Raw genomic sequence first — 24,592 nt, forward strand, 5'->3', positions numbered from 1 at the left:
ATAAAACAATTGATCCTGGATTTTTTAATGAATCGTCAATTTTCTCTTTTATTTTAGCTTCTGGAATATCACTATAAATAGAAAAAAGCTTAATAAAAAGATTTTTTTTCTTGATATCTAAAAATCTTGTATCAATAGTGGCTTTGTAAAGTTTTAGAGAAGATGATATTTTAAAATTATCTTCACTTAGTATATTTCCTCGTATAGCCAACTCTGTTTTGCTACTTTGTAAATTTGGCAGTCTTCTTTTATCTGAGATAGTTACAAATACATTTGATAGAAGAAGTAATATGCTTAAGAAAATAAAAATAAGTATTATAAAAATTTTTTTAATTCTAGTAATTTTGTTTATGTTTTTTGAAGACATCTTTATCCATATTAGATTATAATGTGATATGAATTTTATCCAAAATATGTTTAAATCAAATCAGAACTTTTCACAACCTGACTATTTGTTATTTATATTAGCTTCTTTATTGATAATTGTAAGTATAATATTTTCATATTCATTAAGTGTATATACAGTTGTATTTTATGAATACTCACAATATCACTTCTTTACTAGACAGCTATTAGTAGGTCTTTTATCAATATTTTTGATGTGGGGAATATCTTTTTTTAATCCTGATTTTATTATTGGAAAAGTTGGAATGTCTTTGTTCGTAATTTTTTTAATTTTAATGATTGCAATGCCATTTTTACCAAGTTCTTTTGTGACAACAGCGGGAGGTGCAAATAGATGGATTAGATTACCAGGATTTTCATTATCACCTGTTGAATTTTTCAAAATCGGATTTATATATTTTTTAGCATGGTCTTTTCATAGAAGAGTTATGGATAAACCTAAAAAAATGGGATTAAAAGAAGAAGTTATTTTACTTTTACCTTATTTTGTAGCTTTTTTACTTGTTGTTTTTTTAGTAGCATTTTTACAAAAAGATTTAGGGCAGGTAGTTTTACTTGGTCTTATTTTAGTTGTTTTATTGATTTTTGCGAATAGAAGTTTTAAGATATTCTTAGCACTTGGTTTTTTAATTGTTATGGGAATTATCTCATTAATTTTGGCTGCTCCACATAGGGTTCAAAGAATCTACTCTTGGTGGGCATTAAATCAAGATAAAATTTTATCAATACTTCCTAAATGGGCTGATGAACACTTGCGAATAGAAGAGCTTCCAGAGCCATATCAAGTATCACATTCATTAAATGCTATTCACAATGGCGGTTTTTTTGGTACAGGTTTAGCCCAAGGAAATATTAAACTAGGATTTTTATCAGAAGTTCATACAGATTTTATATTAGCTGGAATAACAGAAGAAATTGGTCTTTTAGGTTTATTTATTGTAAGTGCTATTATGTATGTTATAGTATGGAGAATTTTTAGAATAAGTAAAAGGGTTGAAAATCCTATTTATCATCTGTTTACACTGGGTTTAGGATTAATGATTATTATTGCTTTTTTAATTAATTCATACGGTATATCAGGAATGATACCTATAAAAGGTATTGCAGTTCCTTTTTTAAGTTATGGAGGTTCTTCCATGCTTAGCCTTGGAATATCCATTGGTTTAATTTTATCGATAAGTAAACTAGCAAAAGAAGAGAGACAATAATGGGTAAAAAAATAGTAATCACTGGTGGTGGTACAGGCGGGCATCTAAAAGTTGCAAAAGCATTTATTGATGAACTAGCTGTAAATAGAAAAAATAAGCCTATTTTTATAGGGTCCTTAAACGGACAAGATAAAAAATGGTTTGAAAATTATAATAATTTAGATAAGGCATATTTTTTAAATACTAGAGGTGTTGTTAATAAAGGTTTGGTAGGAAAAGTAAAAGCCTTAGGACAAATTTTTTTACAAACTCTAAAATGTGCTGTTTTTTTTATAAAAAATGATGTAAAAATAGTAATTAGTGTAGGTGGATTTTCTGCAGCTCCTGCAACTTTTGCTTCAATATTAATTCCATCTTGTAAACTATATATACATGAACAAAACTCTTATATGGGTAAATTAAATAAACTAACTTCAAAATTTGCAAGTGAAGTTTTTTCATCATATTTAGATGATTCTAAGATAAAAGATTATCCTGTAAGTTCTGAATTTTTTTCAAATCGAAGATTAAGGGAAAATATAAAAAAGATAATTTTTTTAGGAGGCTCACAAGGAGCTGTTGCTATAAATAATTTTGCACTTTCGATTGCCAAAGATTTAGATAATTTAGGAATTAAAATAATCCATCAAACAGGTGGAAACGATTTTAATAGAGTTAAAAGTGAATATGAAAAACTAGGTATTGATGCTGATATTTTTGACTTTACAAATGATATTGTAAGTAAGATGTCAGAAGCAGACTTTGCTATAAGTCGTTCTGGTGCTTCAACATTATGGGAGCTTGTTGCAATAGGATTACCAACACTATTTATTCCATATCCATATGCTGCACAAGATCATCAATATGGAAATGCAAAATTTCTAAAGGAAAAAAATCTTGCATTTTTAGTTAGGGAAAAAGAGTTGAATAAGGATATTTTAACTGAAATATTAAAGAGTGATATTCATTTTATGTCTAAAAATTTAGTGACATTAATATCAAATGATGCCACTAAAAAGATTATAGATTTTGTATTAAGTGAAAATCAAAAGTAATACTATTCCAAATATTATTCTATAAATACCAAAGGCTACAAAAGTAAAGTTTTCTAAAAACTTTAAAAATAGTTTTATTGTTAAAAAGGCTACAATAAAAGCTACTACAAAACCAATAGCCAAAACTACAAAGTTAGTATCTGAAAAATCTTTGTAATGTTTCAAAATATCATATCCTGTGGTTGCACACATAACTGGAAAAGCCAACAGAAAAGAGAACTCAGCACTAGCTCGTCGATTTAGACCTACTAACATAGCTCCTATTATTGTCGAACCAGCTCTAGATGTACCAGGTATTAGTGCAAATATTTGAGCAAGTCCTATATATAAAGCTTGTTTATAAGTTACTTGTTCTACATTTGTAATATGTGATTTTTTTTCATCATAAAATTTTTCAACAATTAAAAATATAATTCCACCAATTATAAACATAGTCGCAACAATTTCGATGGAGAACATTGCTTTTACTTGGTGTGAAAATAAAAAGCCAACAGCACCAATTGGAATAAATGCTAATATCAACTTTTTCCATAATTCAATTTTTTTGATTGAAAATTTATCTGGATAGTTTAAAATCACAGCTAAAATTGCTGCAAATTGAATTATCACTTCATATGCTTTATTTATACTGTCTTGTTTTAAGCCTAAAAATTCACTGGCAACAATTAGATGACCAGTGGATGAGATAGGTAAAAACTCTGTAAAACCTTCAATTATTCCTAATATTATTGAATCTATAATTTGCATTTGTAACCTTTATTTTATATCTTTAGCAAGTTTTAAAAAGAGTTTTAAGCCTTTTTTTTCTTTTTCATTTATTTTGTAGTCTAGTTTAGTAAGATAATATTTTATATCATTTACAGAAATTCCAGTTCTTAAAGAGTACTCTTTTAGTATGTATTGGGGAATTTTTACTGCTTTTTTATTGAAGTTTTTGGTAATTTTATTTAAGTAATCACCATGTTTGTTATAACATAATCTTGCAAATACAAAGGGAAGATTATATTTTTTTGTCCATAATTTACCTAAGTCAATAAAAGAATCTTTATCATTAGCAATATAGTATTTTAGTGCTTTATCACCAATAAGTACTTTGCCTTCGCATTTTAATATTTTTGCTAATACATTAGAAGTAGAAGATTCAAAATCTTCTTTGTAAATACCAGGTATACATAAAACAGATAAAATCTCTTTTTTCCCTATAATTCCAAAATCTAAAGCTTTTTCTCCTCTTGATTTAATAGAAGATATAAATGCAGCATCAACTTTTCTTTTTTTAAATTTTACATTTATATCTGCTGGATAAGATTTTTTTGAGTTAACTATTGCTTTAATCTTTGAAGGTTTTATGTTTTTTTTAAAATAGACATGAAATGGTAATAAATTAATGTAATCAATTTTTGCAAATATCATTATATGGGTTTTCCTAAACTTAAAATAGTTTGGATATAATATTTAAAAATTAGTAAAAAAGGAGTTAAAGTGGTAACAATAGAATTTTTAGGACCAATTAATAAAAAACCACTTACTTTGGATATAAAAAACTTATCAGAATTGAGTAGTATTTTAAAAGATGATGAAGAGATGGTTAAGTGGCTTGAAAATTGTGCCGTAGCAGTTAATGATACACTTGTTTGCTCAAAAGATATTGCCTTAAATAATGGTGACAAAGTTTCCCTATTACCTCCTGTTTGTGGTGGATGAATCTAAATGAAAAGTGAATATTGAATAATGAATAATGATAAAAATTTACAACTTTTTGATGGTGATTTACCTGTAGAAAATATTACAAATAGTTGGTATAAAAAATTTAAAAACTCAAATTATGGTGCAATAATCACATTTGTTGGTGTTGTTCGTGATGAAGATGGAATAGAAGGTTTGTCTTTTGATATCTATGAACCTATTTTAAATAATTGGTTCAACTCTTGGCAAAAAAAAGCAAATGAAAAAAATGCAATTGTACTTATGGCTCATTCAAAAGGTAATGTTTTAAATCACAAAAGCTCATATATAGCAGCTGTTTGTTCTCCCAAAAGAAGAGTTGCTTTGGAATTAATTGATGAGTTTGTTGAAGATTTTAAAAAAAGTGCTCCAATATGGAAATATGACATAATAGATGGGAAAAGGGTTTATGCCCAAGATAGAAGTACTAAAATCGAAGGTTCAGGAATACTTGCATGAGAGTAGATTTACACAACCATACAACACTTTGCAATCATGCAACTGGTACTATGGATGAGTATATTAATAAAGCAATAGAGTTAGGAATTGATGAATATGGTTTTTCTGAACATGCTCCCATGGATTTTGACCCAAAATATAGACTTGATATCTCACAAAAAGATTATTATGAAAATGAAGTTAAAAGATTAAAAGAAAAGTACAAAAATCAGATAAAAATATTACTTGCATATGAAGTTGATTTTATGCAAAATGTAAAAATGCTTGATGAAATTTTAAATGCTAAAGTTGATTATCTAATTGGTTCTGTGCATTTTTTAGATGGTTGGGGATTTGATAATCCAGAATTTATTGGTAAATATGAAAACAATGATATTGACAAAATATGGCAAGACTATTTTGATACAATTCAAGCTATGGCAAAATCAAAACTTTTTGATGTAGTTGGACATATAGATTTAATCAAGATATTTAAATTTTTACCTAAAAAAGACATAAAATCAATAGCTTATGGTGCAATTAAAGAGATAAAAAAATCAAATATGACTATTGAAATAAATGCTGCAGGACTTAGAAAACCTATAAAAGAGATTTATCCTTCAAAAGATATTTTAGAATTAGTATATGAACTAGATATTCCTATTACACTTAGTTCAGATGCCCATAGTGTAGATCAAATTGGCTTTATGTATGAAGAAGTTGTAAGTTATGTAAAATCATTTGGCTTTACTAAAATAGCTACTTTTGATAATAGAGAAAGAGTACTGGTTAATTTATAATCAGTATTGATTTTATTTAATTTATTAATAATCAAATAAATGTTTATTTTTTATACAATTATTTTGTTTTTTATAAAGTTAATTTTGATAGAATAATTAAAATTAAATATCAGGAGATAATGTATGGGTAAATTTGTTAACAATACTGAAGAGTTTTTTAAATATTGTGAAGAAAATGAAGTAAAATTTGTAGATTTTAGATTTACAGATATGAAGGGTATGTGGCATCACTTAACTTATATGTTAAGCGCAGTTAATGAAGGTAACTTAACTAATGGTTTACCATTTGATGGTTCTTCAGTTGATGCATGGCAACCAATTAATAAATCTGACATGTTATTAAAACCAGATGTAGGAACTGCTTTCTTAGATCCTTTTACAGCTGATTCTACTATTATCGTAATTTGTGATGTTTATGACATTTACAAAGGTGAAATGTATGAAAAATGTCCAAGATCTATTGCTAAAAAAGCATTAATTCACTTAAGTGAATCTGGTGTTGGTGATGTTGCTTACTTTGGACCAGAAAATGAATTCTTTATTTTTGATGATGTAAAAATTATTGATAGTATTAATGAGTCTTATTATAGAGTTGATTCAGAAGAAGGTGGTTGGGCAGATTCTAGAGATATTGAAGGTGGAAACATCGGACATAGACCAAGAACAAAAGGTGGATACTTCCCAGTTCAACCAACAGATTCAATGGTTGATTTAAGAGCTGAAATGATGCAAGTATTAGAGCAAGTTGGATTAGAAGTTGTTTTAGGACATCATGAAGTTGCACAAGCTCAAGGTGAGATTGGTATTGTTTTCGGTGATTTAATTGAAGCTGCTGATAACGTACAAAAATATAAATATGTTTGTAAAATGGTTGCACACTTAAATGGTAAAACTTGTACATTTATGCCAAAACCACTTTATGGTGATAATGGAAATGGTATGCACGTACACCAATCAATTTGGAAAGATGGTAAAAACTTATTCTATAAAGAGGGTGAATATGGAAATCTTTCAGATACAGCAAGACATTATGTAGGTGGAATTTTCAAACATGCAAGAGCAGTTGCTGCATTTACTAACCCATCAACAAACTCATACAAAAGATTAATTCCTGGATTTGAAGCTCCTTCAATCTTAACTTACTCTTCTCAAAATAGATCAGCTTCTTGTAGGGTTCCTTATGGTGCTGGAGAAAAAGCAACTAGAATTGAGATGAGATTCCCAGATTCAACTTCTTGTCCTTATTTAGGATTTGCAGCAATGTTAATGGCTGGATTAGATGGAATTGCTAACAAAGTTGAACCAATTGGTCCAATGGATGAAGATTTATTCGAATTACCATTAGATGAAATTAGAGAGAGAAAAATTCCACAAATGCCTCATACATTAAGAGGTTCTTTAGAAGCATTAATTAGAGATAATGATTTCTTAAAACCAGTATTTACACAAGAGATGATAGATACATACCAACATTATAAATTTGAAACTCAAGTATGGCCTGATGAAGCAAGACCAACTGCGTTTGAATTCTTAAGTACTTATTCTTGCTAATAATTAGAATAAGTTTTTAAAAGCTTGGCTTTTTAGCCAAGCTTTTTTTTTGCTTGATTTAATTTAAAATTGAACTTGATTATTTTCTAAAAGTTGTGTTTTGATAACTGGAAGTTTTGAAGTTTCTGTATAGTACTCTTTTTTACCATTTATTGTAGTTGTTTTTACATCAGCAGGTTTAGAGAATTCTCTTTTCATTTCAGGATGAATTTTTAAGTAGTTTTTATAAAAATATGCAAAAGCAGGACCTGAAGATCTACCACCAGTTTCACTTTTTCTCATAGGCTTATTGTCATCATTCCCAAACCAAACAACAGTTTGAAGAGTAGGTGTAAATCCACAAAACCAAGCATCTATATTATTATTTGTAGTACCTGTTTTTCCAGCAATTTCAATACCTTCAACATCTGCCATTCTTCCTGTCCCTTCTTTTACTACATCTTTTAAAATAGTTGTCATTAAATAAGATTGTTCAGGTGTTGTTATAAATTTTTCTTCAGGTTCAAAATTTACTGTTTGTTTATATCTATTTGTTATAGAGTTTACTATATAAGGTTTAACTTGAATTCCTCCATTTGAAAACATTGAATATGCTTGTGATAAATCAATCGGTGAAATTCCAAAACTTCCCAATGTAATAGATAAATCAAAGGGCATCTCATCTAAACCATAAGATTTTAAACCCTTATAAATCACATCAATACCTATATCATTTACTAAATTTATTGTTGCTAAATTTCTTGAGTGTACTAGGGCTTCTCTAAAAGAGATCAATCCTTTGTAATTTTCTTCATAATTCTTAGGTTGCCATCTTTTTTTAGTTGTTTCTTCATCTAATGCTTCTTCATCAACTGAAGTATCACCTTGTGCTTTTGCAATATCTTCAGTAGTTATAGTTTTATTTTCATTTGCTTTTTTTGTCTCTTCATCATCAAACTCATAAGTTCTAGAAATATCAGCAATCATTGTAGCTGGAGAATACCCTAAATCTAGCGCTTGTTGATAAATAAATGGTTTAACAGCACTTCCTGGTTGTCTTTTACTTTGAATAACCCTATTAAAAGATGATTCTTTATAATCAATTCCTCCCACCATACTTAAGATTTTTCCTGTTTTACTTTCAATAGTAATTAATCCACCATTAAGTGTTTTAGTAAAAGATTCTTGCTCTTCTATTAAACTAATTGGAAAAACTTCTAGCCCTTTATATGCTTGATCTTTAAAGTATTGGTCTCTTTTAAGTATATTATTATATGAAAGATTTAAAGCTTCCCTTGCAATTTCTTGTGCCTTTAAATCTATGGTTAAATTAATAATATATCCCTCTTCTTTAATATTTGGAATACTCTTTTTTAACTCTTTGAAAGCATAATCAACCACATAGGGAGCTTTGTTTTTAGTTAGTGTTTGATTATAAACTTCAGGTGTAGAATCAATTGCTGCTTGAAATTCAGTCTCATTTATCCATCCTAAAGTTTTAAGTCGATTAACAACTTGATTGGCACGAGCTAATGAAAATTTTAAATTTCTTGTTGGATCATAAAAACTAGGTGCTTTTGGAAGACCAACTAATATAGCAATCTCTTTAAGAGATAATTCATAAAGCTCTTTTTTAAAATATCCTAATGCAGCAGTTCTAATACCAAAATAACCATGTCCAAAATATACTTGATTTAAGTATCTCTCTAAAATTTCTTCTTTTGTTAATACTTGTTCAACTCTAATTGATAATAAAGCCTCTTTTATTTTTCTCATAATCTTTTTTTCTCTAGTTAATAAAAGAGTTTTTACTAATTGTTGTGTTAGTGTACTAGCTCCTTCTACCAATTTACCAGCTTTTATATCTTTTATTAGTGCTCTACTTATAGCATCTAGATTAACTCCTGAATGTTCAAAAAATTGAGTATCTTCAATTGCAAGTAAAGCTTCAATAACTCTAGGTGGAATATCTTCATAATCTACATAAACTCTGTTTTCTTTTTCAAATATGTTTGCAACAAGTTCGCCGTTTTTATCATAGAATTGTGTTGTTAAAGGTGGTTTATAATTAACTAGTTCATCAATTTCGAATCTTAAGTTAAGATATAAATATACCAACCAAGATAAAACACCAAGTATAATAGCTGCAAAAATCCCTAAAATATATTTTATCATTATGTTTCCCTAAATTTTTTATTTATAAAGTTTGAATTTATTAGTTCTATTGTATATGACTCTTTTGGATTTGATAAAACATCTTCTGTTTTACCTGATTCAATAATTTTACCATTTTTTAAAATAATAATATCTTCACATAAATCTTTTATAGAGTAAATATCATGTGTCACATAGAGTATTTTTAAGTCTAAATCTTTTGCTAAATTCTGAAGTAAATTTAAAATAATCTCTTTATTTTTTGTATCAAGGGCAGTTGTAGGTTCATCCAATAGTAATAGTTTTGGATTTTGACTAATAGCAATAGCTATTACTACCCTTTGAAGTTGACCTCCACTTAATTGTGAAGGAAATCTATTTAGAACAAACTCTTTTAGTCCAACAAGTTCTAATGACTTGTGTTTTTTCTCTTCATCACAAAAAAATTGTTTACCTATTTTGGTCATTGGTGATAAAGAGGTAAATGGATTTTGTGGAATAAAACCAATATCTTTTTTATCAAAAGTTTCATTGGACTCTATATTTATAATTGATTCTAAATTTGTTGGAAGAAGATTTAGTATGGATTTAAGTGTAAGTGATTTTCCACTTCCACTTTCTCCAATTAAAGCCATAGTTTTATTTATTTGAAAACTTAAATTAACTAACTCTTTATTATTGTGTTTAATATAAAGTTTATTAATTTTTAATTCTAACATAACTTATCGCTTATACTAAAGCTTCATCCATCTCTTGTGGAATTTCAATATTCATCAACTTTAATACAGTTGGTGCTATATTGTTTAGACTTCCTGCTTTTACTTCTTTTACTTTTTCAGAAATGACAAAACAATAAACATCCCCAACTGTATGATTAGTTAGTGTTTCACCATCTTCATTTCTCATCATTTCACAATTTCCATGATCTGAAGTTAAAACTACATTATATTTTAACTCTTTTGCTTTTTCTATAATAAGTCCTAGTTCATTATCAACTGCTTCAACTGCTTTAATTCCAGCTTCATAGATACCTGTATGTCCTACCATATCACCATTTGCAAAGTTTACAACAATAAAATCATACTCTTCATCCATAGCTCGTCTTACTTCAATTCCAACTTCAGGTGCACTCATTTCAGGTTTTAAATCATAAGTAGCAACATTAGGTGAGGGGATTAGAACTCTTGTTTCATTTAAAAATGGCTCTTCTATTCCACCATTAAAGAAAAATGTAACATGGGCATATTTTTCTGTTTCAGCTGTATGAAGTTGTTTTAATCCCTTATTTGAGATAACTTCTGCTAAAGTATTTTTGGGTGTCTCTTTTGGAAAAAGTACAGGAAGAGGAAAGCTTTTATCATATTCAGTCATTGTTGCAATATTTAAATTTTTTTCAACCCTTGGAAACTCTGCAAAGTTTTTATTTGCAATGACATTAGACATCTCTCTCATTCTATCGCTTCTAAAATTACAAAATAATACTGCATCATTCTCTTCAAATCCATTATAGTTATTTAAAGAAGTTGGGATAATAAATTCGTCTAATATATCATTATTATAAGAATCATCAATATATTCATTTATATTTTTTGTTGATTTTGGAATACCAAATGCAATAGCATCATAAGCTTTTTTAACTCTATCCCATCTATTATCTCTATCCATTGCATAGTATCTACCTGCAATTGTTGCAATACTAATGTCCTCGTCACATATATCTTCTATTTGAGAAATATATTTTTTTGCACAATCAGGAGCTACATCTCTTCCATCAGTAATAATATGTATATATACTTTTTTGCCAAGTTCTTTTGCCACTTTAGCAAATCCAATTATATGATTTATATGTGAATGAACTCCTCCATCACTAATTAAACCTAATAGGTGAATATTGTTTGATTTTTTTATTGTTGAGATTAATATTTCATTATCTGTTAATGTATTATTTTCTATTGCTAAATTTATTTTTACTAAATCTTGGTATAAAACCCTTCCACTTCCAATACTCATGTGTCCCACTTCACTATTACCCATTTGACCATCAGGAAGTCCTACATGTTCTCCGTATGTATGTATTAGTGAATATGGTACATTTTTAAATAGATAATCATAAGTTGGAGTATTTGCATTTTTTAAAGCATTAAAATTTGATGAATTATTATGACCAATACCATCTGTTATGATTAGAATTGTTTTATTTGTCATTACTTAAACCTTTTGAAATTTTTAATATAATATAATCCGAAGATTATATCTAAACGAAGGTTTAAATTTGTTTTACTGGTTATACAGACATCTTGATATCAATATTTTTCAATATATTACAGTACGTGCAGGAATTGCTTTTATAATCTCTTTTTTATTAACTATGTATTTAATGCCAAAGTTTATAAAGTGGGCAAGAAATAAAAAAGCAAGTCAGCCAATATACGAGCATGCGCCAAAATCACACCAAGAAAAATGTGGAACTCCGACAATGGGTGGGGTTGTTTTTATTTTTTCTACGATTATTGCATCTTTATTAACAGCAAAGTTAAATAATTTTTATGTAACAGGTGGAATTATTACGTTACTTATGTTTTGCCTAATTGGAATGAAAGATGATTTATCAAAGATTTTTAAACAAAGCAATTCAGCAGGATTAAGTGCAAGAATGAAACTTGTTTTTCAGATACTTTGTGCATTTTTAGTTTCAGCAATTTTATATTCATATTCCCATAGTACAGATTTTTTTACACCATTTTATAAATTACCACTTTTTGATATGGGGATTTATGCAATTTTATTTTGGATGTTAGTTATTGTTTCTACTTCAAATGCAGTTAATTTAACAGATGGATTAGACGGTTTAGCTACAGTGCCTTCTATTATTTCATTTTTTTCTTTATCTACAATTGTATATATCTCTGGGCATGCAATATTTTCTTCATATTTACTTGTACCAAATATTAAAATGGCTGGAGAATTGGCAATATTAGGTTCAGCAATAATTGGATCATTAATTGCTTTCCTTTGGTTTAATTCACATCCTGCTGAGGTTTTTATGGGAGATAGTGGTTCTTTGCCATTGGGTGGATTTATGGGTTATATGGCTATTGTAGGGAAAAGTGAAATATTGCTTTTAATTATTGGGCTTATTTTTGTTGTAGAAACGGTTTCTGTGATACTACAAGTGGGTTCATTTAAATTAAGACAAAAAAGAGTTTTCCTTATGGCACCTATTCACCATCACTTTGAACATAAAGGTTGGAAAGAGAATAAAATTATAGTTAGATTTTGGATTATCTCTTTTATGGCAAATCTTTTCGCTCTTTTAAGCTTTAAAATTAGATAGGAAAATATGATAAGAGTTCTTGGTAAAGGTATTACCGCAAAAGCTATAGAAGAAGTTTTTGATAATGTAATTTTATATGATGATAGTGATTTTGAATTATATGATAAATCTTCAAATGATATTACAGTTGTAAGCCCTGGCATCATGCCATCAAATCAAATGGTAAAAAATGCAAATAATCTTATAAGTGAATATGATTTATTTGCTGATGTAATGCCTTTTTCAATTTGGATATCTGGAACAAATGGAAAAACAACTACAACTCAAATGTGCCAGCATCTTTTAGAAAAAAAAGGTAGCGTTTGTGGTGGTAATATTGGGACACCACTTGCTAAATTAAATAAAGATGCAAAATTATGGATACTTGAAACTTCATCCTTTACTAATCATTATACCAATAAGGCTAAACCAAACTTGTATATTTTGTTACCTGTAAGTGAAGATCATATAACATGGCATGGAAGTTTTGAAGAGTATAAAAAAGCAAAATTAAAACCCCTTGATTTTATGTTAAAAGATGAAATAGCAATTATTCCCGAAGAGTTTAAAGATTATAAAACAGATGCAAAAATTATAACTTATAAAAATAGTGATTGTTTATGTAAAGAGTTCGGAATAGATAAAGAGAAAATAAAATTCAAAGAGCCTTTTTTATTAGATTCTCTTCTTGCCCTTGCTAGTTCTAAAATCATTTTTAATGAAATTGATTATGAACTTATTAATTCTTTTGTTATAGATGCACATAAAGTTGAAGAATTTTATGATAAAAAAAATAGATTGTGGATAGATGATAGTAAAGCAACAAATGTTGATGCTACAATTAATGCACTAAAACCTTATAAAGATAAAAAAATAAATCTTATTTTAGGTGGAGATGATAAAGGTGCAAATTTAAAACCACTTTTTAAAGATTTAGTAAATTATGATATAACTATTTTTGCTATTGGTTCAAATGAAGAGAAAATTATTCAACTCTCAAAAGAGTTTGGAATAGAATCTTTTTCTCTAAAATTTTTAAAAAATGCAGTAGAAAAAATAGATGAACTCTATACTCCAAATAGCGTTGGAATGCTTTCTCCAGCGGCCGCTTCTCTAGATCAATTTACCTCATATAAACATAGAGGTGACGAATTTAAAAAACTTATACACGCTTTAAGCTAGAATTAATTAAACAGACAATATAATTTCAGTCCAAAAACGATGGCTCGGTAGCTCAGTCGGTAGAGCAAAGGACTGAAAATCCTTGTGTCGGCAGTTCGATTCTGCCCCGCGCCACCATTTTTGTAAACATATTTATATGCTGGTGTAGCTCAGTTGGCTAGAGCAGCTGATTTGTAATCAGCAGGTCGGGGGTTCAACTCCCTTCACCAGCTCCATATAAGTTATAAGTCTGCGAAATCTTCAAATTGAAGAACAGCGCTAGACCAGATTAATAATATTTCAACCGGTGAGGTTGGAGAGTGGTCAAATCCTGCGGATTGTAAATCCGCCGCCTACGGCTTCGAAGGTTCAAATCCTTCCCTCACCACCACTAGTGGCTCGGTAGCTCAGTCGGTAGAGCAAAGGACTGAAAATCCTTGTGTCGGCAGTTCGATTCTGCCCCGCGCCACCACTAGACACTAAATACTATTCAATACTTTTCATTACTGTAAGTTCCTTTTTATCGAATGTCTATTGATATGCTCAATTTAATAAGATATAATTCATTACCTATAAATACTAATAAGATGTTACCTTTTTGTTGCCTTTTATTACAAATAATGTTGCCTTTTAGGAATAGAGATGAATAATGATTTATTACATAGCACAAAATACGATGGAATCTATTATAAGAACTTAAAAAGCTTATACAATGGAAAAGCTGATTTATCATTTTATGTTGTTTATAGAAGTAATGGAAAACAACTAAAAAAATCTGTTGGAAAAAAGTCACAGATGATGACAGCAGCTAAAGCATCGCAAATTAGAAATGATATTCTTTACGAAATAAGACATGGTATAAATTCACATTCAAAAAAAGATATTACATTTAAAGATATAGTTGATAAATGGAAAAATGATAAACAAAATAGACTAAAATCAATAACTACTGATATACAAAGATTAGATAATTATTGCTCACATATCTATTATAAAAATATAAATGAAATAACTACAGCTGATATAAAAACCATATATAATACATTACTTGAAAAAGGTTTAAGTGATACTACGTTTAAAAAGATATACTCTGTTATAAAAAGAGTTATTAATCATGCAATAGAGCATGAATATATTACAAATGCTCCTAACATAAAGTTAAATCTATCTATAAAAGAAAAAAAGGTAACGGAAACATATTCAGATGATATGATAAATAGATATTTAGAGGTAATTGATAATTATCCTTATGAGTTAATGTCTAAAATTGTTAAATTTATATTTTGTACAGGTATGAGGAGAGCCGAGCCATTAAAAATAAAATGGGAAAACTACTCTTATGAAAATAGCACTGTAAAAATTATAGATGCAAAAAGTGGACATGATGAAACATATTTTTTATCAAATAGTGCAAAAGATATAATTGAGTCGCAAAGAGCACAGAGTAAAGTATTTATCTTTGAAGAAAAGCAAGGCATACCAGTAACTATAAGCAAATTATCGTTTCACGCTACTAAGATGAAATTAAAAGCACAACTACCTGATAATTATAGACCTCTTCATAGCCTTAGACATCATTTTGGAACTGTATTAGCAAGACATGGATTAAATGCCTTTAAAATACAAAAAATGATGACACATAAAGATATAAAAACAACTCAAAGATATATAGACCTTGCTGATAAAGAGATTATTGAAGATTTAAATACAATTGATAAAAAACTAACTATAAATTGAGTAGAATAAACAAAACAATTTAAGAGAAGTACAATGGATGATATTAGATACATTTTTGATTCAAATAATAGAAAAACACATAAAATAGTTCCAATTGAATATAGAAGTTTTTGGGATACAGATGGAAGAGAAGACTATGATTTTATGAATCAAAAACCATGCTGGTTAAAACATTATACCTACTTATGTGATTTATTAAGTAAATTACGTTTTATTGATACTATGTTAAAAAATGATACTACTTTTAATGTAACTATAAATGATTGGAATATAATATTTGAAAACTTTTTTAAATATTATAATACTCTAGATGCAAAAGATATTCAAATTTTATACTTTTTTAGAAGTGAAGCATTTTTTAATTCTTCAGGCACAATACAAGATCATGTAGAATATTTAGCTAAAAGGTATAATATTAAAAATATTTATGGAAATAGATTTAATGAAAATGATTTTGGAAGAATAGGTCGAAATCTAAATTATATGTCAGAGTTTGAATTCCTACAGTTTTTTAATACAAACTATACTATTGATTTGCCTATTGAGAATAAGAGATTACAAAGACTAACAGATAGAAATAGAATGTTTGTTTATGATTTATTTACTGTTAATGAACTATATAAGGATAAAGAAGAACTTTCACGTTTTAGAGAAATTACCTACTCAAAAAAAGATATTGTGGAGCTAATTGCTAAAGGACTTTATAAATCTAATAATACACAAGTTTATAGAGCTTATCAAGAAGCAACAGAAAAAATATATACCTATTTATAATAATCTACTAATTACCTCAAATTAATATAAAATACTTATCCCTTCTCTCTAATAATTAGCATATTAAATGTTATTAAGTATTACATTAAACATACAATATTAAACTCTTAATGACTTTATTGTAATAATTAATTACAATTTAAGATTTATAATGCAATACTTCTATATACCATACATTACGATAAGGAGTATTCAATGTCACAAAATGAAGAATTTATGACAATAGAAGAAGTTATAAGTTTAACTGGCTATTCAAAGCAAACTTTAGCAAATTGGCGTTCTAATAAAGAGGTTTTCCCTTTTTATAGAAGAGGGAGAAAAATTCTATATAAAAAATCAGACATAGTTTCAATAATAGAGAATTGGAAAGTTGAATTAAATCAAGGTGTCAAATAATGGACTTATTTGAATTAAAAAACAAATTGAGAATTGAACTTGATAACGGTCAAACTATTGAGAATTTAGTTGAATATGTAATTTGTGACTTTGATAAAACAAATACAATAATCACAAAACATTATGCACAAAGTATAAATATAAGACACTCAACAAAGAAAAGGCTTATACGTGAGTTTATACTTGAACTATAATCTAAAATTAGGAGGTGTAACAAAAAAGTAAAACTTATATATAAAAGGAAAGTAATGAAAAATGTTAGGTGTTCATCTTACTAACGGCAATTAGCAAGATGAATTAAATTTATCATATGAGAAAGGCTCAACATGAATAAAAATATTAGTAACAATATATCAAATATTGTATTAACAGCATATAAAAATGTGCAAAATGGAAAAAATATAGATGTAAATAACATCATAAAAAGTTCAATAATTAGTATAGGAATTAATATCCTAAAAAATGAATTTACAGGACAAACCAAAAGAACATCAAATATAGAAAAGATAGTCTTTATAGGTGGACTTTTTATTACTTGGTTTAAATTATGTGGAGAACAAACAAACTCTTAATTACTAAGAGTATAAACATACTTTAGAGGGTTTGTTTTTTTGACCCTCTAAAATATTCAAATAATGAGGTTAAGAATGAGTAATTACAACATATCAGATAATAAAAGTACAATTGACACAATTCATACTATAAATATTGAAAGAACTGTATTATGTAGCTTTTTATTTGATTATAAACAGTTTGATAGAATGAATTCAAAATTGACTAAAGAATCATTTTATGCAGATGGTCACAAAAAGATTTTTGAATCTATGTTAAGACTTTATAAACAAAATAAACCAATAGATGAAGAATTTATAAAAAAAGATTTAAACTCTAATGAATATGACCATATCCTTATAGATATTTTATCATCAAATCCAATAACTAACTTATCCCAATATATTGAAACACTACAAGAAAATCATAGACAAAGAGAAGTTGATACAGCACTAAGCAAAGCACACCAACAAAAAGTAAAAGAAAACTTAAATAGCATTGCTTTTGGGAAAGTATTAGAAAAAGAATTATCAAAGATTCAAAACCTTTATCAAGAAAAAAAAGAACATAAAGAAAGTAACAGTTCTCAAATAGACTTTACAAAGTTATCTCCCTTTTTAAGTAATTTAGTTAAAGATTTAATGCAAATAAATGACTACCCATCAAGTATGGTATTATCAACCGTTTTATCTTCAATGGCTGGATTGATTGGAGCAAGAGCTAAAATCACAAATGGTAAAAATATCACAGTATTTCCTGTAATTTGGAGTATTATTATTGCACCATCAAGTCTAGCTGCTAAATCAACTCTATATCAAAATACTAAAAAATGTATCTTTGGAAATATCCAAAATGAATTATACGAAGAGTATGAGAGAAAACTTGAACAATACAAAATAGATATAAAAAACTTTAGAGAACTCACAAAAGAAGATAGAAGAAATGAAATTGAGCCTGATAGACCTGAACCTAAACTTTTAGTATTTCAAAATGATGGTACACCTGAAGCTAAAATAAAATCATTACAAGACAATCAAAACGGCGGTATTATCTATTATGATGAAATGAGAGCAGAACTTGAAAAAACAAATAATGATAAATCTTACAAAGCATTAAAAACATCTGCATTTGAGGGGGAGTTATTACATAAAAGATTAGTAAATGGTGGAAGTATTATATTAAAAAGACCAGTACTTTGCGAAGTTGGATTAATAACAGAACAATGGCTTTTAGAAGTTGCCAATAAAAATGATATAGCAAGTGGATTTATGGCTAGATATTTATTTAGCTATAACACTAGAGATGATTTTAAACCACTACAAATAAAAGACTTCAATATAAATACTTATCAATATTCAGAGGTAGGACAATTTGTAATTGACATCTTAGGAATAGATAGAGAAGAGCCAATTTTATTTAAATTGAATGATGAAGCACAAAAGTATTATATAAAGTGGTTTAATGAATATAGCATAAGTGCCTATGAAACTGAAACAGATGAAGAGATAACAGCAACATATAGATTAACTACCTATGTACTCAAATTTGCTTTAGTTAGTTATATTTTTAATAGTGCATATAAAAAGATGGATATTATTAAGAGTGATAATATGTTAGAAGTTTCTTTAGAATATGTAAAAGAAGCTATATATATTATGACAATATTTACTAATGAAAGTCATAAGGTCCTGGAACTATTTCAAAAAAATAAAATGCTCAACTATAAAATTGATAGTGTAACAGTCAAACTACAAAAAAAGATTAGAAATACAAAAGAGAAAAGAATATCAAGAAGTGAAGCAACAAATAGCATAAGAGGATTAAATAAAGAAAAAATAGACGAACTTATAGAACAAGGTTTATTTAGACTAGAAAAGATTGATAGAACTACATTTATTACGGAGGAAAATTAATATGAAATACTTATTAGATATAAAAGAAGAAACTACAGAATCTTTTATTTTTTGGCTTAAAAAGTTTACTATTAATAAAGTTAATACAACTTCACAAAGACAAGTAAAAGACAAACAAAAAATGAAAGATATATTAGCAGAAATAGAATGTTCAAATACAATTGATGAATTAGAACACTACTTTAAATCAATCCGCAACAATGGTTTTAGTGGCTTTAATATATATCATCAAACATTAAAAAAACTATATGACTTTATAAAATTAAAAAATATCGAATCTCTTAAAAAGATAGATAATTCATTTTTAATTGAATATTTAAATCAAAGTACAAAATCTTTTAGTAATGCAACAAAGAAAAATTATAGAACAGTAATAACTATCTTTTTTAATTTTATTGATAAATATAATTACGATGAAGAGAATAAAATACATAGCTATTATATTGACCTAAGAAATTGGGAAAAGAATAGTATTACAGCAGAAAAAAAGATTCCTACATATTTAAATGAAAGTGAACTAAAAGAGTTTTTTAGTTCTTTAGAAATATATAAAAAACAAACCAATAGTACTTATAGAAATAGTTTTATATTAAAGCTAATTTTATTGACGGGATTAAGGTCACAAGAAGTTATAAATGTTAAATATTCAGATATTGAAGAATACAACGAATTTTATAAAATTGGAGTTGTTGGAAAAGGCAATAAATATAGAGAAGTCTTAATTCAAAAGATATATTTAGAAGAGTATTTAAACCTACAATATTTGAATAATAAAACTGACGAGTTAGTATTTAAAAGTGATAAAAAAGGAAAACTAACTCAAGCATATATATCAAGAGCCGTTGAGCAAGTTTTAACAATAGCAAAAATTAAAAAAGCCAAAAAAGGCACTCATCTTTTAAGACACACATTTGCTACACAATTGTATAGAAAAAATAAAGATGTAGTCCTAGTAAAAAATGCTTTAGGACACAGTGATATAAATACCTCAATGATTTATACTCATATTGATAATGAAGAATTAATCAAAACGACTAATATCATGAATGGTTTAATATAATCATAAAAATACATATAAAATAGTCCAAGTTCTCACTCTGTTAAGTTCTGATATCTTCTGTTTTATGTTCTGATGTCTCTGTTGCTTATGCTGTTCGTTATTCTGTTCTCCGTTTTCCGTTCCTTGTTCCGTTCGTTCAGTTTCAGAACTTGCGACATGCCTATTTCTCGCTCATCTGATGGCGAAAACTATAACGGCAACAGCACCAGCAAAAAGAGCAACGGAACTAAAGAAACTTCCTTTTTCATCTTCTGTGGTGCTGTTTTCATCTTCTGATTTTTCAGCTTGAGCTTTTTGATATTTTGCTTTCTTTGTTCTATCTTCAATTGTTTTTGTAAGCTTTTCTTTGTCTTGCTCAATAAATTCATTAATAGTGTCGTGATTGTTATCACTATCGCTTGAATTATTGTCATTATCACTTGAATCGTTAGTAAGGTTTTCATCGTTAGATGAAGTAGGGATATTATTATCAGCTTGAGGTGTATCATTTTGCACATCATTTTGATTACTGTTAGTTTCTTCTGACACTTTTTTTGCCATTTGTTAACTCCTTAAAGGTCATTTTTGTTATAATTTCAATGACCTATCAGGGGTTAACTACATCATCTTACAAAGTGTCAAAAATAAAAGTAAGATGATGTTTTAACTTTTACAATAAATATTCTTATTTATTAAAAAAATTTACTACATAATTAAACAAAATATATAAATCTTTTATACTGTATATATTTTTAACCTATTATTCTATTCTCTACAATTGCTATTACCACTATTAATTTTACCAAATGGCTAAGAATAAGTATATAGAATATTGCAGCAGAAACAACAAAGATATTAACTCGAGTAAAATACAACAAAAAATAAAAAATTACATGGAATTAAGACAATTAAGACATTTTGTCTTAACTATGTCTTAACGAGAAAGGCATATATATAAATATATAGAAGTGTAGTGTCTTAATGTCTTAATAATAAATAAATAATATCTTTTCCCCTATATATAGGTATCTATAAGGGTATATGAGATTAAGACGAAATTAAGACAATTAAGACATAATTAATAATTTTTTTTACAAAAACTATTTTAATACACGAGATTAAGACATTAAGACAACTATATGGAGAGAGATAAGTGGAGATTTATAAACAATATCAAAAAGCTTATTGCACGCAAAAAGATGAAACATTCATTTACTTTTTTATTGACTATGATTTTTTTATGATGAATGAAAAAGATGACTATAAATCTATCAAAATAGAAGCAAGAGTTACATATCCTGTATTTTACAAAGAAAAACAAGGAATACAAGAGATTTGGAGAAGTAATACTTGGATAGTTTCTGCTAATAGTTATTCTAAATCATGCAGTTTGCACGATAGTATTATGATTGTTTCTGAATGCCGTTCTTTTGGTATAGGTAGTTTTATGTTATTTAAATTAATGAGTATGTTAAAAGAGCATGTACCAGAATACTCTTTATCAGCAAAATTAAGCCCAGTAGATGAATATGAAGAAAATTATAAAAGAAGAGATACTTTATATACAAATATGGGATTTACTATTGAAAATAAAGAAATTTTTATTGATAAAATAGAACATCTAAATTTTGAAAGAAAATTTGACCATATTAAAGAAATAGATTTATCTAAAGAATTTTCTAATTTATATAAAGAAAAACATATACTAAATGATAGAGTAAAAGATTTACAAAATAGTAAAAATAACCTAAATAATGCTTGGAATAAATTGTTTGATGAAAATATAAAATTACATACAATAATCAATAAACATTATATAACTATTGGGTTTTTATTGTTTTGTGTCTGCGTATATTTATATATAAAGTAATACAATATATTTAATATACTATAAGATATATATACGTACTTTAAGGTACTATTAAATTAATTTTATTATAATTCTATTATAAATCATCGCATAGGTTTAACCTATGTAGCCCAGTTGCCTGCGCGCTGGGCTTTTTTTTTGCCCAAAGTGAGTTCATTTGAGAGTACAAGCATTTATAGACGGTTTTAATTTATACCATGCAATAGATAATCTAACTAAAAATGATACTTCTAAAAAATATTATAAGTGGGTAAACCTCCATTCTCTTATGGAAGCATTTATAAAACCATCTCAAGATACTTTAGATAATGTTTTTTACTTTTCAGCTCATGCAACGTGGAGAGCTAGTTCTCTTATTAAACACAGAACTTACGTAAATGCACTTAAAGCTTATAATGTAGATGTTATATTAGGACATTTTAAAAAGAAAAATATGAAATGTAACTCTTGTAATGCAAAATGGGAAACTCATGAAGAAAAAGAAAGTGATGTTAATCTTTGTATTCATCTACTGCAAAATGCTCATTTAGATAACTTTGATAAAGCATTAATTGTAACATCTGATTCAGATATGGTACCAGTAATTGAAATGATTAAACAAACATTTCCACATAAAGAGATAGTTGTTTTAACTCCACCAAACAGGTATCAAATATCACATGAAATAAGAAGCACTGTTACAACCATAAAAATAAAAGAACGTCATATACAAAATAATATATTACCAACTACTATTAATCATAATGGAAGTACTATAACAAAACCAACATCATGGTAAAAGGATTGCCTTTTTGTTGCCTTTTTATTTTTTACCTCAATAAAAAACCCTTTAATAAGGGATTAGAAGAAAAATAAAACTGCCCCGCGCCACCATTAGTTTAAGTGATTTTCAGTTTAAACTCTTACTAATTGTAATAATGGTTCAAATGCGTAAAGTGCAGCTCTTCTACCTGATGGTTCTTCAATAGTAATTAATAAATTTTTATCTAATAGCATTCTTGTAAATCTTGCTGCTGTTGAGTTGGGAATACCACTATCATTTGTAAATTTATTATTTCTAAATACAGGATTTGTAAATACATAATCTAAAGCATTTACACTATACCTTGATGATAATACATCACTAAATTCTAATTTCATTTGGTCATATAAACTACTTATATTTTCAACAATTTCTAAATTTCTAATTGCTTGCTGTTCTACTGCTTGCAAAAAGAAAATGCACCAATCAGTCCAATTATTGTTTTCTGAAACATCTCTCATCATATCTATATATTGGTCTTTATTTTCTTCAAAATATCCACTAATATAAAAATGTGGTGCTGAGATAACTCCACTAGACCATAGCATCAATGTAATTAACATTCTTCCAATTCTTCCATTACCATCTTTAAAAGGGTGTAGTGCTTCAAATTCAATATGTGCAATGGCAGTTTTTATTAATATTGGGTCATCATTATTCTGAATATAATCAAATAATTTATCTAGACCTTCCTGTAATCTTTCTGGACTAATAGGAGTAAATAAAATATTTCTTTTTGTTCTATCTGCTAGATAATTTTGTTCTGTTTTGTATAAACCTGGTGTCTTTTGAGCACCTCTACCAAATGATAATAAATGCTGATGTGTAGTTTTTATAAGAAATTGAGATAATGGTTGTCCATCTACTAACGCCTTTTGTGCTGCTTTTAATGCCCTTTGATATAAAATAGTTTCAATTACATCAGACCTTGTATTATTATAGTCTTTTTGATTTTCTTCATAATCTGCTTCATATTTAAGAATTTCATCCATAGTACTAATTGTACCTTCCATTCTTGAAGAAATTACAGCTTCTTGATTTCTTAATGGGGCAAGTAAAATTTCGCTATTATGCATCTTCTTTAACATTTGGTCAAATCTTGCAATAGCATCTGTTGCTTTGATAAGTTGATGCATAATTTTTTGATAATTTAGTGTTATAGGAGGAAAACAATCATAATGATAATTTACTGCATTATCAAAATTTAGTTCACTTAATAGTTTTTGCATAATATACCTTTAATTTGATATTAATAAATATACATATATTAACATTAAAACTATTTGATATTAATAAATTTAAGTATTTGCTTGTCAAATATTTAATTTTTTAAGAATCTAGTTATTTTGAGCTTCATTTTTTATAATCAAAACATTTAGAGTATCATAAAATTAAAAATATGAGAAACAACTATATTACATATTTATAAATAAGATAGAAATCATTTTGATTATCAAAATTCTGATTTTATAAGAATGTACTCATCTTGATATTAATTTATGATAATCAAAACTATTAGAGTATCATAAATTAAAAAAAATGAGAAACAAACTATTAACAATAATTATTATAAGTTTTTAGGATTTTATATTTTAAGTGGTACTCCCTATACGATTCGAACGTATGGCCTACGCCTTAGAAGGGCGTTGCTCTATCCAGCTGAGCTAAGGAAGCATCTTTAGGACGAAATTATAACAAAAATAATATATGAGTTCAATAACTTAAATAAAACAAATATAAA

The 24,592-nt window shown here is 27.4% G+C and carries 24 protein-coding genes, 5 tRNA genes and 1 pseudogene; 21 read left to right on the top strand and 9 right to left on the bottom strand.

Annotation, left to right across the window (positions count from 1 at the left end; translation table 11 throughout):
* Positions 1-367: pseudogene (locus ACQY5W_RS07900) on the bottom strand (peptidoglycan D,D-transpeptidase FtsI family protein); the annotation flags it as partial.
* A 28-nt stretch (positions 368-395) separates the two neighbouring features.
* Here ACQY5W_RS07900 and ACQY5W_RS07905 point away from each other — a divergent pair.
* On the top strand, positions 396-1,613 hold the full coding sequence (locus ACQY5W_RS07905) for an FtsW/RodA/SpoVE family cell cycle protein (protein WP_428024423.1): 1,218 nt from the start codon (positions 396-398) through the stop codon (positions 1,611-1,613).
* Entirely contained in the window at positions 1,613-2,647 is a 1,035-nt protein-coding gene (locus ACQY5W_RS07910) for a UDP-N-acetylglucosamine--N-acetylmuramyl-(pentapeptide) pyrophosphoryl-undecaprenol N-acetylglucosamine transferase (protein WP_428024424.1), read from the top strand. The genes ACQY5W_RS07905 and ACQY5W_RS07910 overlap by 1 nt, the downstream gene beginning before the upstream one ends.
* Here the strand turns inward: ACQY5W_RS07910 and ACQY5W_RS07915 are convergent.
* Both ACQY5W_RS07915 and ACQY5W_RS07920 read right to left on the bottom strand, forming a co-directional pair.
* On the bottom strand, positions 2,627-3,394 hold the full coding sequence (locus ACQY5W_RS07915) for an undecaprenyl-diphosphate phosphatase (protein ID WP_428024425.1): 768 nt from the start codon (positions 3,392-3,394) through the stop codon (positions 2,627-2,629). The genes ACQY5W_RS07910 and ACQY5W_RS07915 overlap by 21 nt on opposite strands.
* A gap of 9 nt (positions 3,395-3,403) precedes the next feature.
* Positions 3,404-4,060 carry an MqnA/MqnD/SBP family protein gene (locus tag ACQY5W_RS07920; protein WP_428024426.1) on the bottom strand — a complete coding sequence of 219 codons (657 nt, stop codon included), beginning with the start codon at positions 4,058-4,060 and terminating at the stop codon, positions 3,404-3,406.
* A gap of 69 nt (positions 4,061-4,129) precedes the next feature.
* On the opposite strand from ACQY5W_RS07920, the gene ACQY5W_RS07925 reads away from it, so the two are divergent.
* The 4 genes from ACQY5W_RS07925 (at position 4,130) to glnA (ending at position 7,161) form a co-directional block, all read left to right on the top strand.
* A complete protein-coding gene (locus ACQY5W_RS07925) occupies positions 4,130-4,351 on the top strand; it encodes a MoaD/ThiS family protein (protein ID WP_428024427.1) in 222 nt (73 codons plus the stop codon).
* 27 nt (positions 4,352-4,378) lie between these two features.
* Entirely contained in the window at positions 4,379-4,831 is a 453-nt protein-coding gene (locus tag ACQY5W_RS07930; RefSeq protein WP_428024428.1) for a molybdopterin synthase catalytic subunit, read from the top strand.
* Entirely contained in the window at positions 4,828-5,610 is a 783-nt protein-coding gene (gene hisJ, locus ACQY5W_RS07935) for a histidinol-phosphatase HisJ (protein WP_428024429.1), read from the top strand. Before ACQY5W_RS07930 ends, hisJ begins: the two co-directional genes overlap by 4 nt.
* A gap of 123 nt (positions 5,611-5,733) precedes the next feature.
* On the top strand, positions 5,734-7,161 hold the full coding sequence (glnA, locus tag ACQY5W_RS07940) for a type I glutamate--ammonia ligase (protein WP_428024430.1): 1,428 nt from the start codon (positions 5,734-5,736) through the stop codon (positions 7,159-7,161).
* Between the two features lie 63 nt (positions 7,162-7,224).
* Here the strand turns inward: glnA and ACQY5W_RS07945 are convergent, their stop codons facing one another.
* From ACQY5W_RS07945 to gpmI, 3 genes are read right to left on the bottom strand one after another with little or no spacing between them, the layout of a single operon-like run.
* Positions 7,225-9,315 (bottom strand): transglycosylase domain-containing protein, encoded by a 2,091-nt coding sequence (locus ACQY5W_RS07945; protein ID WP_428024431.1) that lies wholly within the window; start codon positions 9,313-9,315, stop codon positions 7,225-7,227.
* The gene (locus tag ACQY5W_RS07950) at positions 9,315-10,013 is read right to left on the bottom strand and encodes an ATP-binding cassette domain-containing protein (RefSeq protein ID WP_428024432.1); all 699 of its coding nucleotides are present in this window, start codon (positions 10,011-10,013) and stop codon (positions 9,315-9,317) included. Before ACQY5W_RS07950 ends, ACQY5W_RS07945 begins: the two co-directional genes overlap by 1 nt.
* Positions 10,014-10,023: 10 nt before the next feature.
* On the bottom strand, positions 10,024-11,499 hold the full coding sequence (gpmI, locus tag ACQY5W_RS07955; RefSeq protein WP_428024433.1) for a 2,3-bisphosphoglycerate-independent phosphoglycerate mutase: 1,476 nt from the start codon (positions 11,497-11,499) through the stop codon (positions 10,024-10,026).
* A 67-nt stretch (positions 11,500-11,566) separates the two neighbouring features.
* Between gpmI and mraY the strand changes: the two genes are divergently transcribed.
* The 13 genes from mraY (at position 11,567) to ACQY5W_RS08020 (ending at position 20,200) form a co-directional block, all read left to right on the top strand.
* Positions 11,567-12,628 carry a phospho-N-acetylmuramoyl-pentapeptide-transferase gene (gene mraY / locus ACQY5W_RS07960; RefSeq protein ID WP_428024434.1) on the top strand — a complete coding sequence of 354 codons (1,062 nt, stop codon included), beginning with the start codon at positions 11,567-11,569 and terminating at the stop codon, positions 12,626-12,628.
* 6 nt (positions 12,629-12,634) lie between these two features.
* A complete protein-coding gene (gene murD, locus ACQY5W_RS07965; protein WP_428024435.1) occupies positions 12,635-13,789 on the top strand; it encodes a UDP-N-acetylmuramoyl-L-alanine--D-glutamate ligase in 1,155 nt (384 codons plus the stop codon).
* Between the two features lie 41 nt (positions 13,790-13,830).
* Positions 13,831-13,906 (top strand) — tRNA-Phe (locus ACQY5W_RS07970).
* Between the two features lie 21 nt (positions 13,907-13,927).
* Positions 13,928-14,004, top strand: a tRNA-Thr gene (locus ACQY5W_RS07975).
* Between the two features lie 70 nt (positions 14,005-14,074).
* Positions 14,075-14,159 (top strand) — tRNA-Tyr (locus tag ACQY5W_RS07980).
* Positions 14,160-14,164: 5 nt separating this feature from the next.
* Positions 14,165-14,240 (top strand) — tRNA-Phe (locus ACQY5W_RS07985).
* 170 nt (positions 14,241-14,410) lie between these two features.
* Positions 14,411-15,505 carry a tyrosine-type recombinase/integrase gene (locus tag ACQY5W_RS07990; RefSeq protein WP_428024436.1) on the top strand — a complete coding sequence of 365 codons (1,095 nt, stop codon included), beginning with the start codon at positions 14,411-14,413 and terminating at the stop codon, positions 15,503-15,505.
* A gap of 33 nt (positions 15,506-15,538) precedes the next feature.
* Positions 15,539-16,279 carry a hypothetical protein gene (locus ACQY5W_RS07995; RefSeq protein ID WP_428024437.1) on the top strand — a complete coding sequence of 247 codons (741 nt, stop codon included), beginning with the start codon at positions 15,539-15,541 and terminating at the stop codon, positions 16,277-16,279.
* A 195-nt stretch (positions 16,280-16,474) separates the two neighbouring features.
* Positions 16,475-16,675, top strand: coding sequence for a helix-turn-helix domain-containing protein (locus ACQY5W_RS08000; RefSeq protein WP_428024438.1), 201 nt, complete (start codon positions 16,475-16,477; stop codon positions 16,673-16,675).
* Positions 16,675-16,869: a hypothetical protein gene (locus tag ACQY5W_RS08005; protein ID WP_428024439.1), complete on the top strand. Its 195-nt coding sequence runs from the start codon at positions 16,675-16,677 to the stop codon at positions 16,867-16,869. The genes ACQY5W_RS08000 and ACQY5W_RS08005 overlap by 1 nt, the downstream gene beginning before the upstream one ends.
* 132 nt (positions 16,870-17,001) lie before the next feature.
* Complete coding sequence (locus tag ACQY5W_RS08010; RefSeq protein WP_428024440.1) at positions 17,002-17,247, top strand: hypothetical protein; 246 nt, start codon at positions 17,002-17,004, stop codon at positions 17,245-17,247.
* A 75-nt stretch (positions 17,248-17,322) separates the two neighbouring features.
* The gene (locus ACQY5W_RS08015) at positions 17,323-19,140 is read left to right on the top strand and encodes a DUF3987 domain-containing protein (protein WP_428024441.1); all 1,818 of its coding nucleotides are present in this window, start codon (positions 17,323-17,325) and stop codon (positions 19,138-19,140) included.
* Between the two features lies 1 nt (position 19,141).
* Positions 19,142-20,200: a tyrosine-type recombinase/integrase gene (locus ACQY5W_RS08020; protein ID WP_428024442.1), complete on the top strand. Its 1,059-nt coding sequence runs from the start codon at positions 19,142-19,144 to the stop codon at positions 20,198-20,200.
* A gap of 171 nt (positions 20,201-20,371) precedes the next feature.
* Here ACQY5W_RS08020 and ACQY5W_RS08025 read toward each other — a convergent pair whose 3' ends face one another.
* Positions 20,372-20,740: a hypothetical protein gene (locus tag ACQY5W_RS08025; protein ID WP_428024443.1), complete on the bottom strand. Its 369-nt coding sequence runs from the start codon at positions 20,738-20,740 to the stop codon at positions 20,372-20,374.
* Between the two features lie 592 nt (positions 20,741-21,332).
* On the opposite strand from ACQY5W_RS08025, the gene ACQY5W_RS08030 reads away from it, so the two are divergent.
* Together ACQY5W_RS08030 and ACQY5W_RS08035 are read left to right on the top strand one after the other, a co-directional pair.
* Positions 21,333-22,049, top strand: a complete 717-nt coding sequence (locus ACQY5W_RS08030) for a hypothetical protein (RefSeq protein WP_428024444.1) — start codon at positions 21,333-21,335, stop codon at positions 22,047-22,049.
* Between the two features lie 157 nt (positions 22,050-22,206).
* The gene (locus tag ACQY5W_RS08035) at positions 22,207-22,827 is read left to right on the top strand and encodes an NYN domain-containing protein (RefSeq protein ID WP_428024445.1); all 621 of its coding nucleotides are present in this window, start codon (positions 22,207-22,209) and stop codon (positions 22,825-22,827) included.
* Between the two features lie 116 nt (positions 22,828-22,943).
* On the opposite strand, the gene ACQY5W_RS08040 is transcribed toward ACQY5W_RS08035, so the two are convergent.
* A complete protein-coding gene (locus ACQY5W_RS08040; RefSeq protein WP_428024446.1) occupies positions 22,944-24,080 on the bottom strand; it encodes a Fic family protein in 1,137 nt (378 codons plus the stop codon).
* 368 nt (positions 24,081-24,448) lie between these two features.
* Positions 24,449-24,525, bottom strand: a tRNA-Arg gene (locus ACQY5W_RS08045).
* Positions 24,526-24,592 lie beyond the last annotated feature (67 nt).

Origin of the sequence: Arcobacter sp. (genome assembly GCF_050300555.1) — a bacterium.
Taxonomy (GTDB): Bacteria; Campylobacterota; Campylobacteria; order Campylobacterales; family Arcobacteraceae; genus Arcobacter.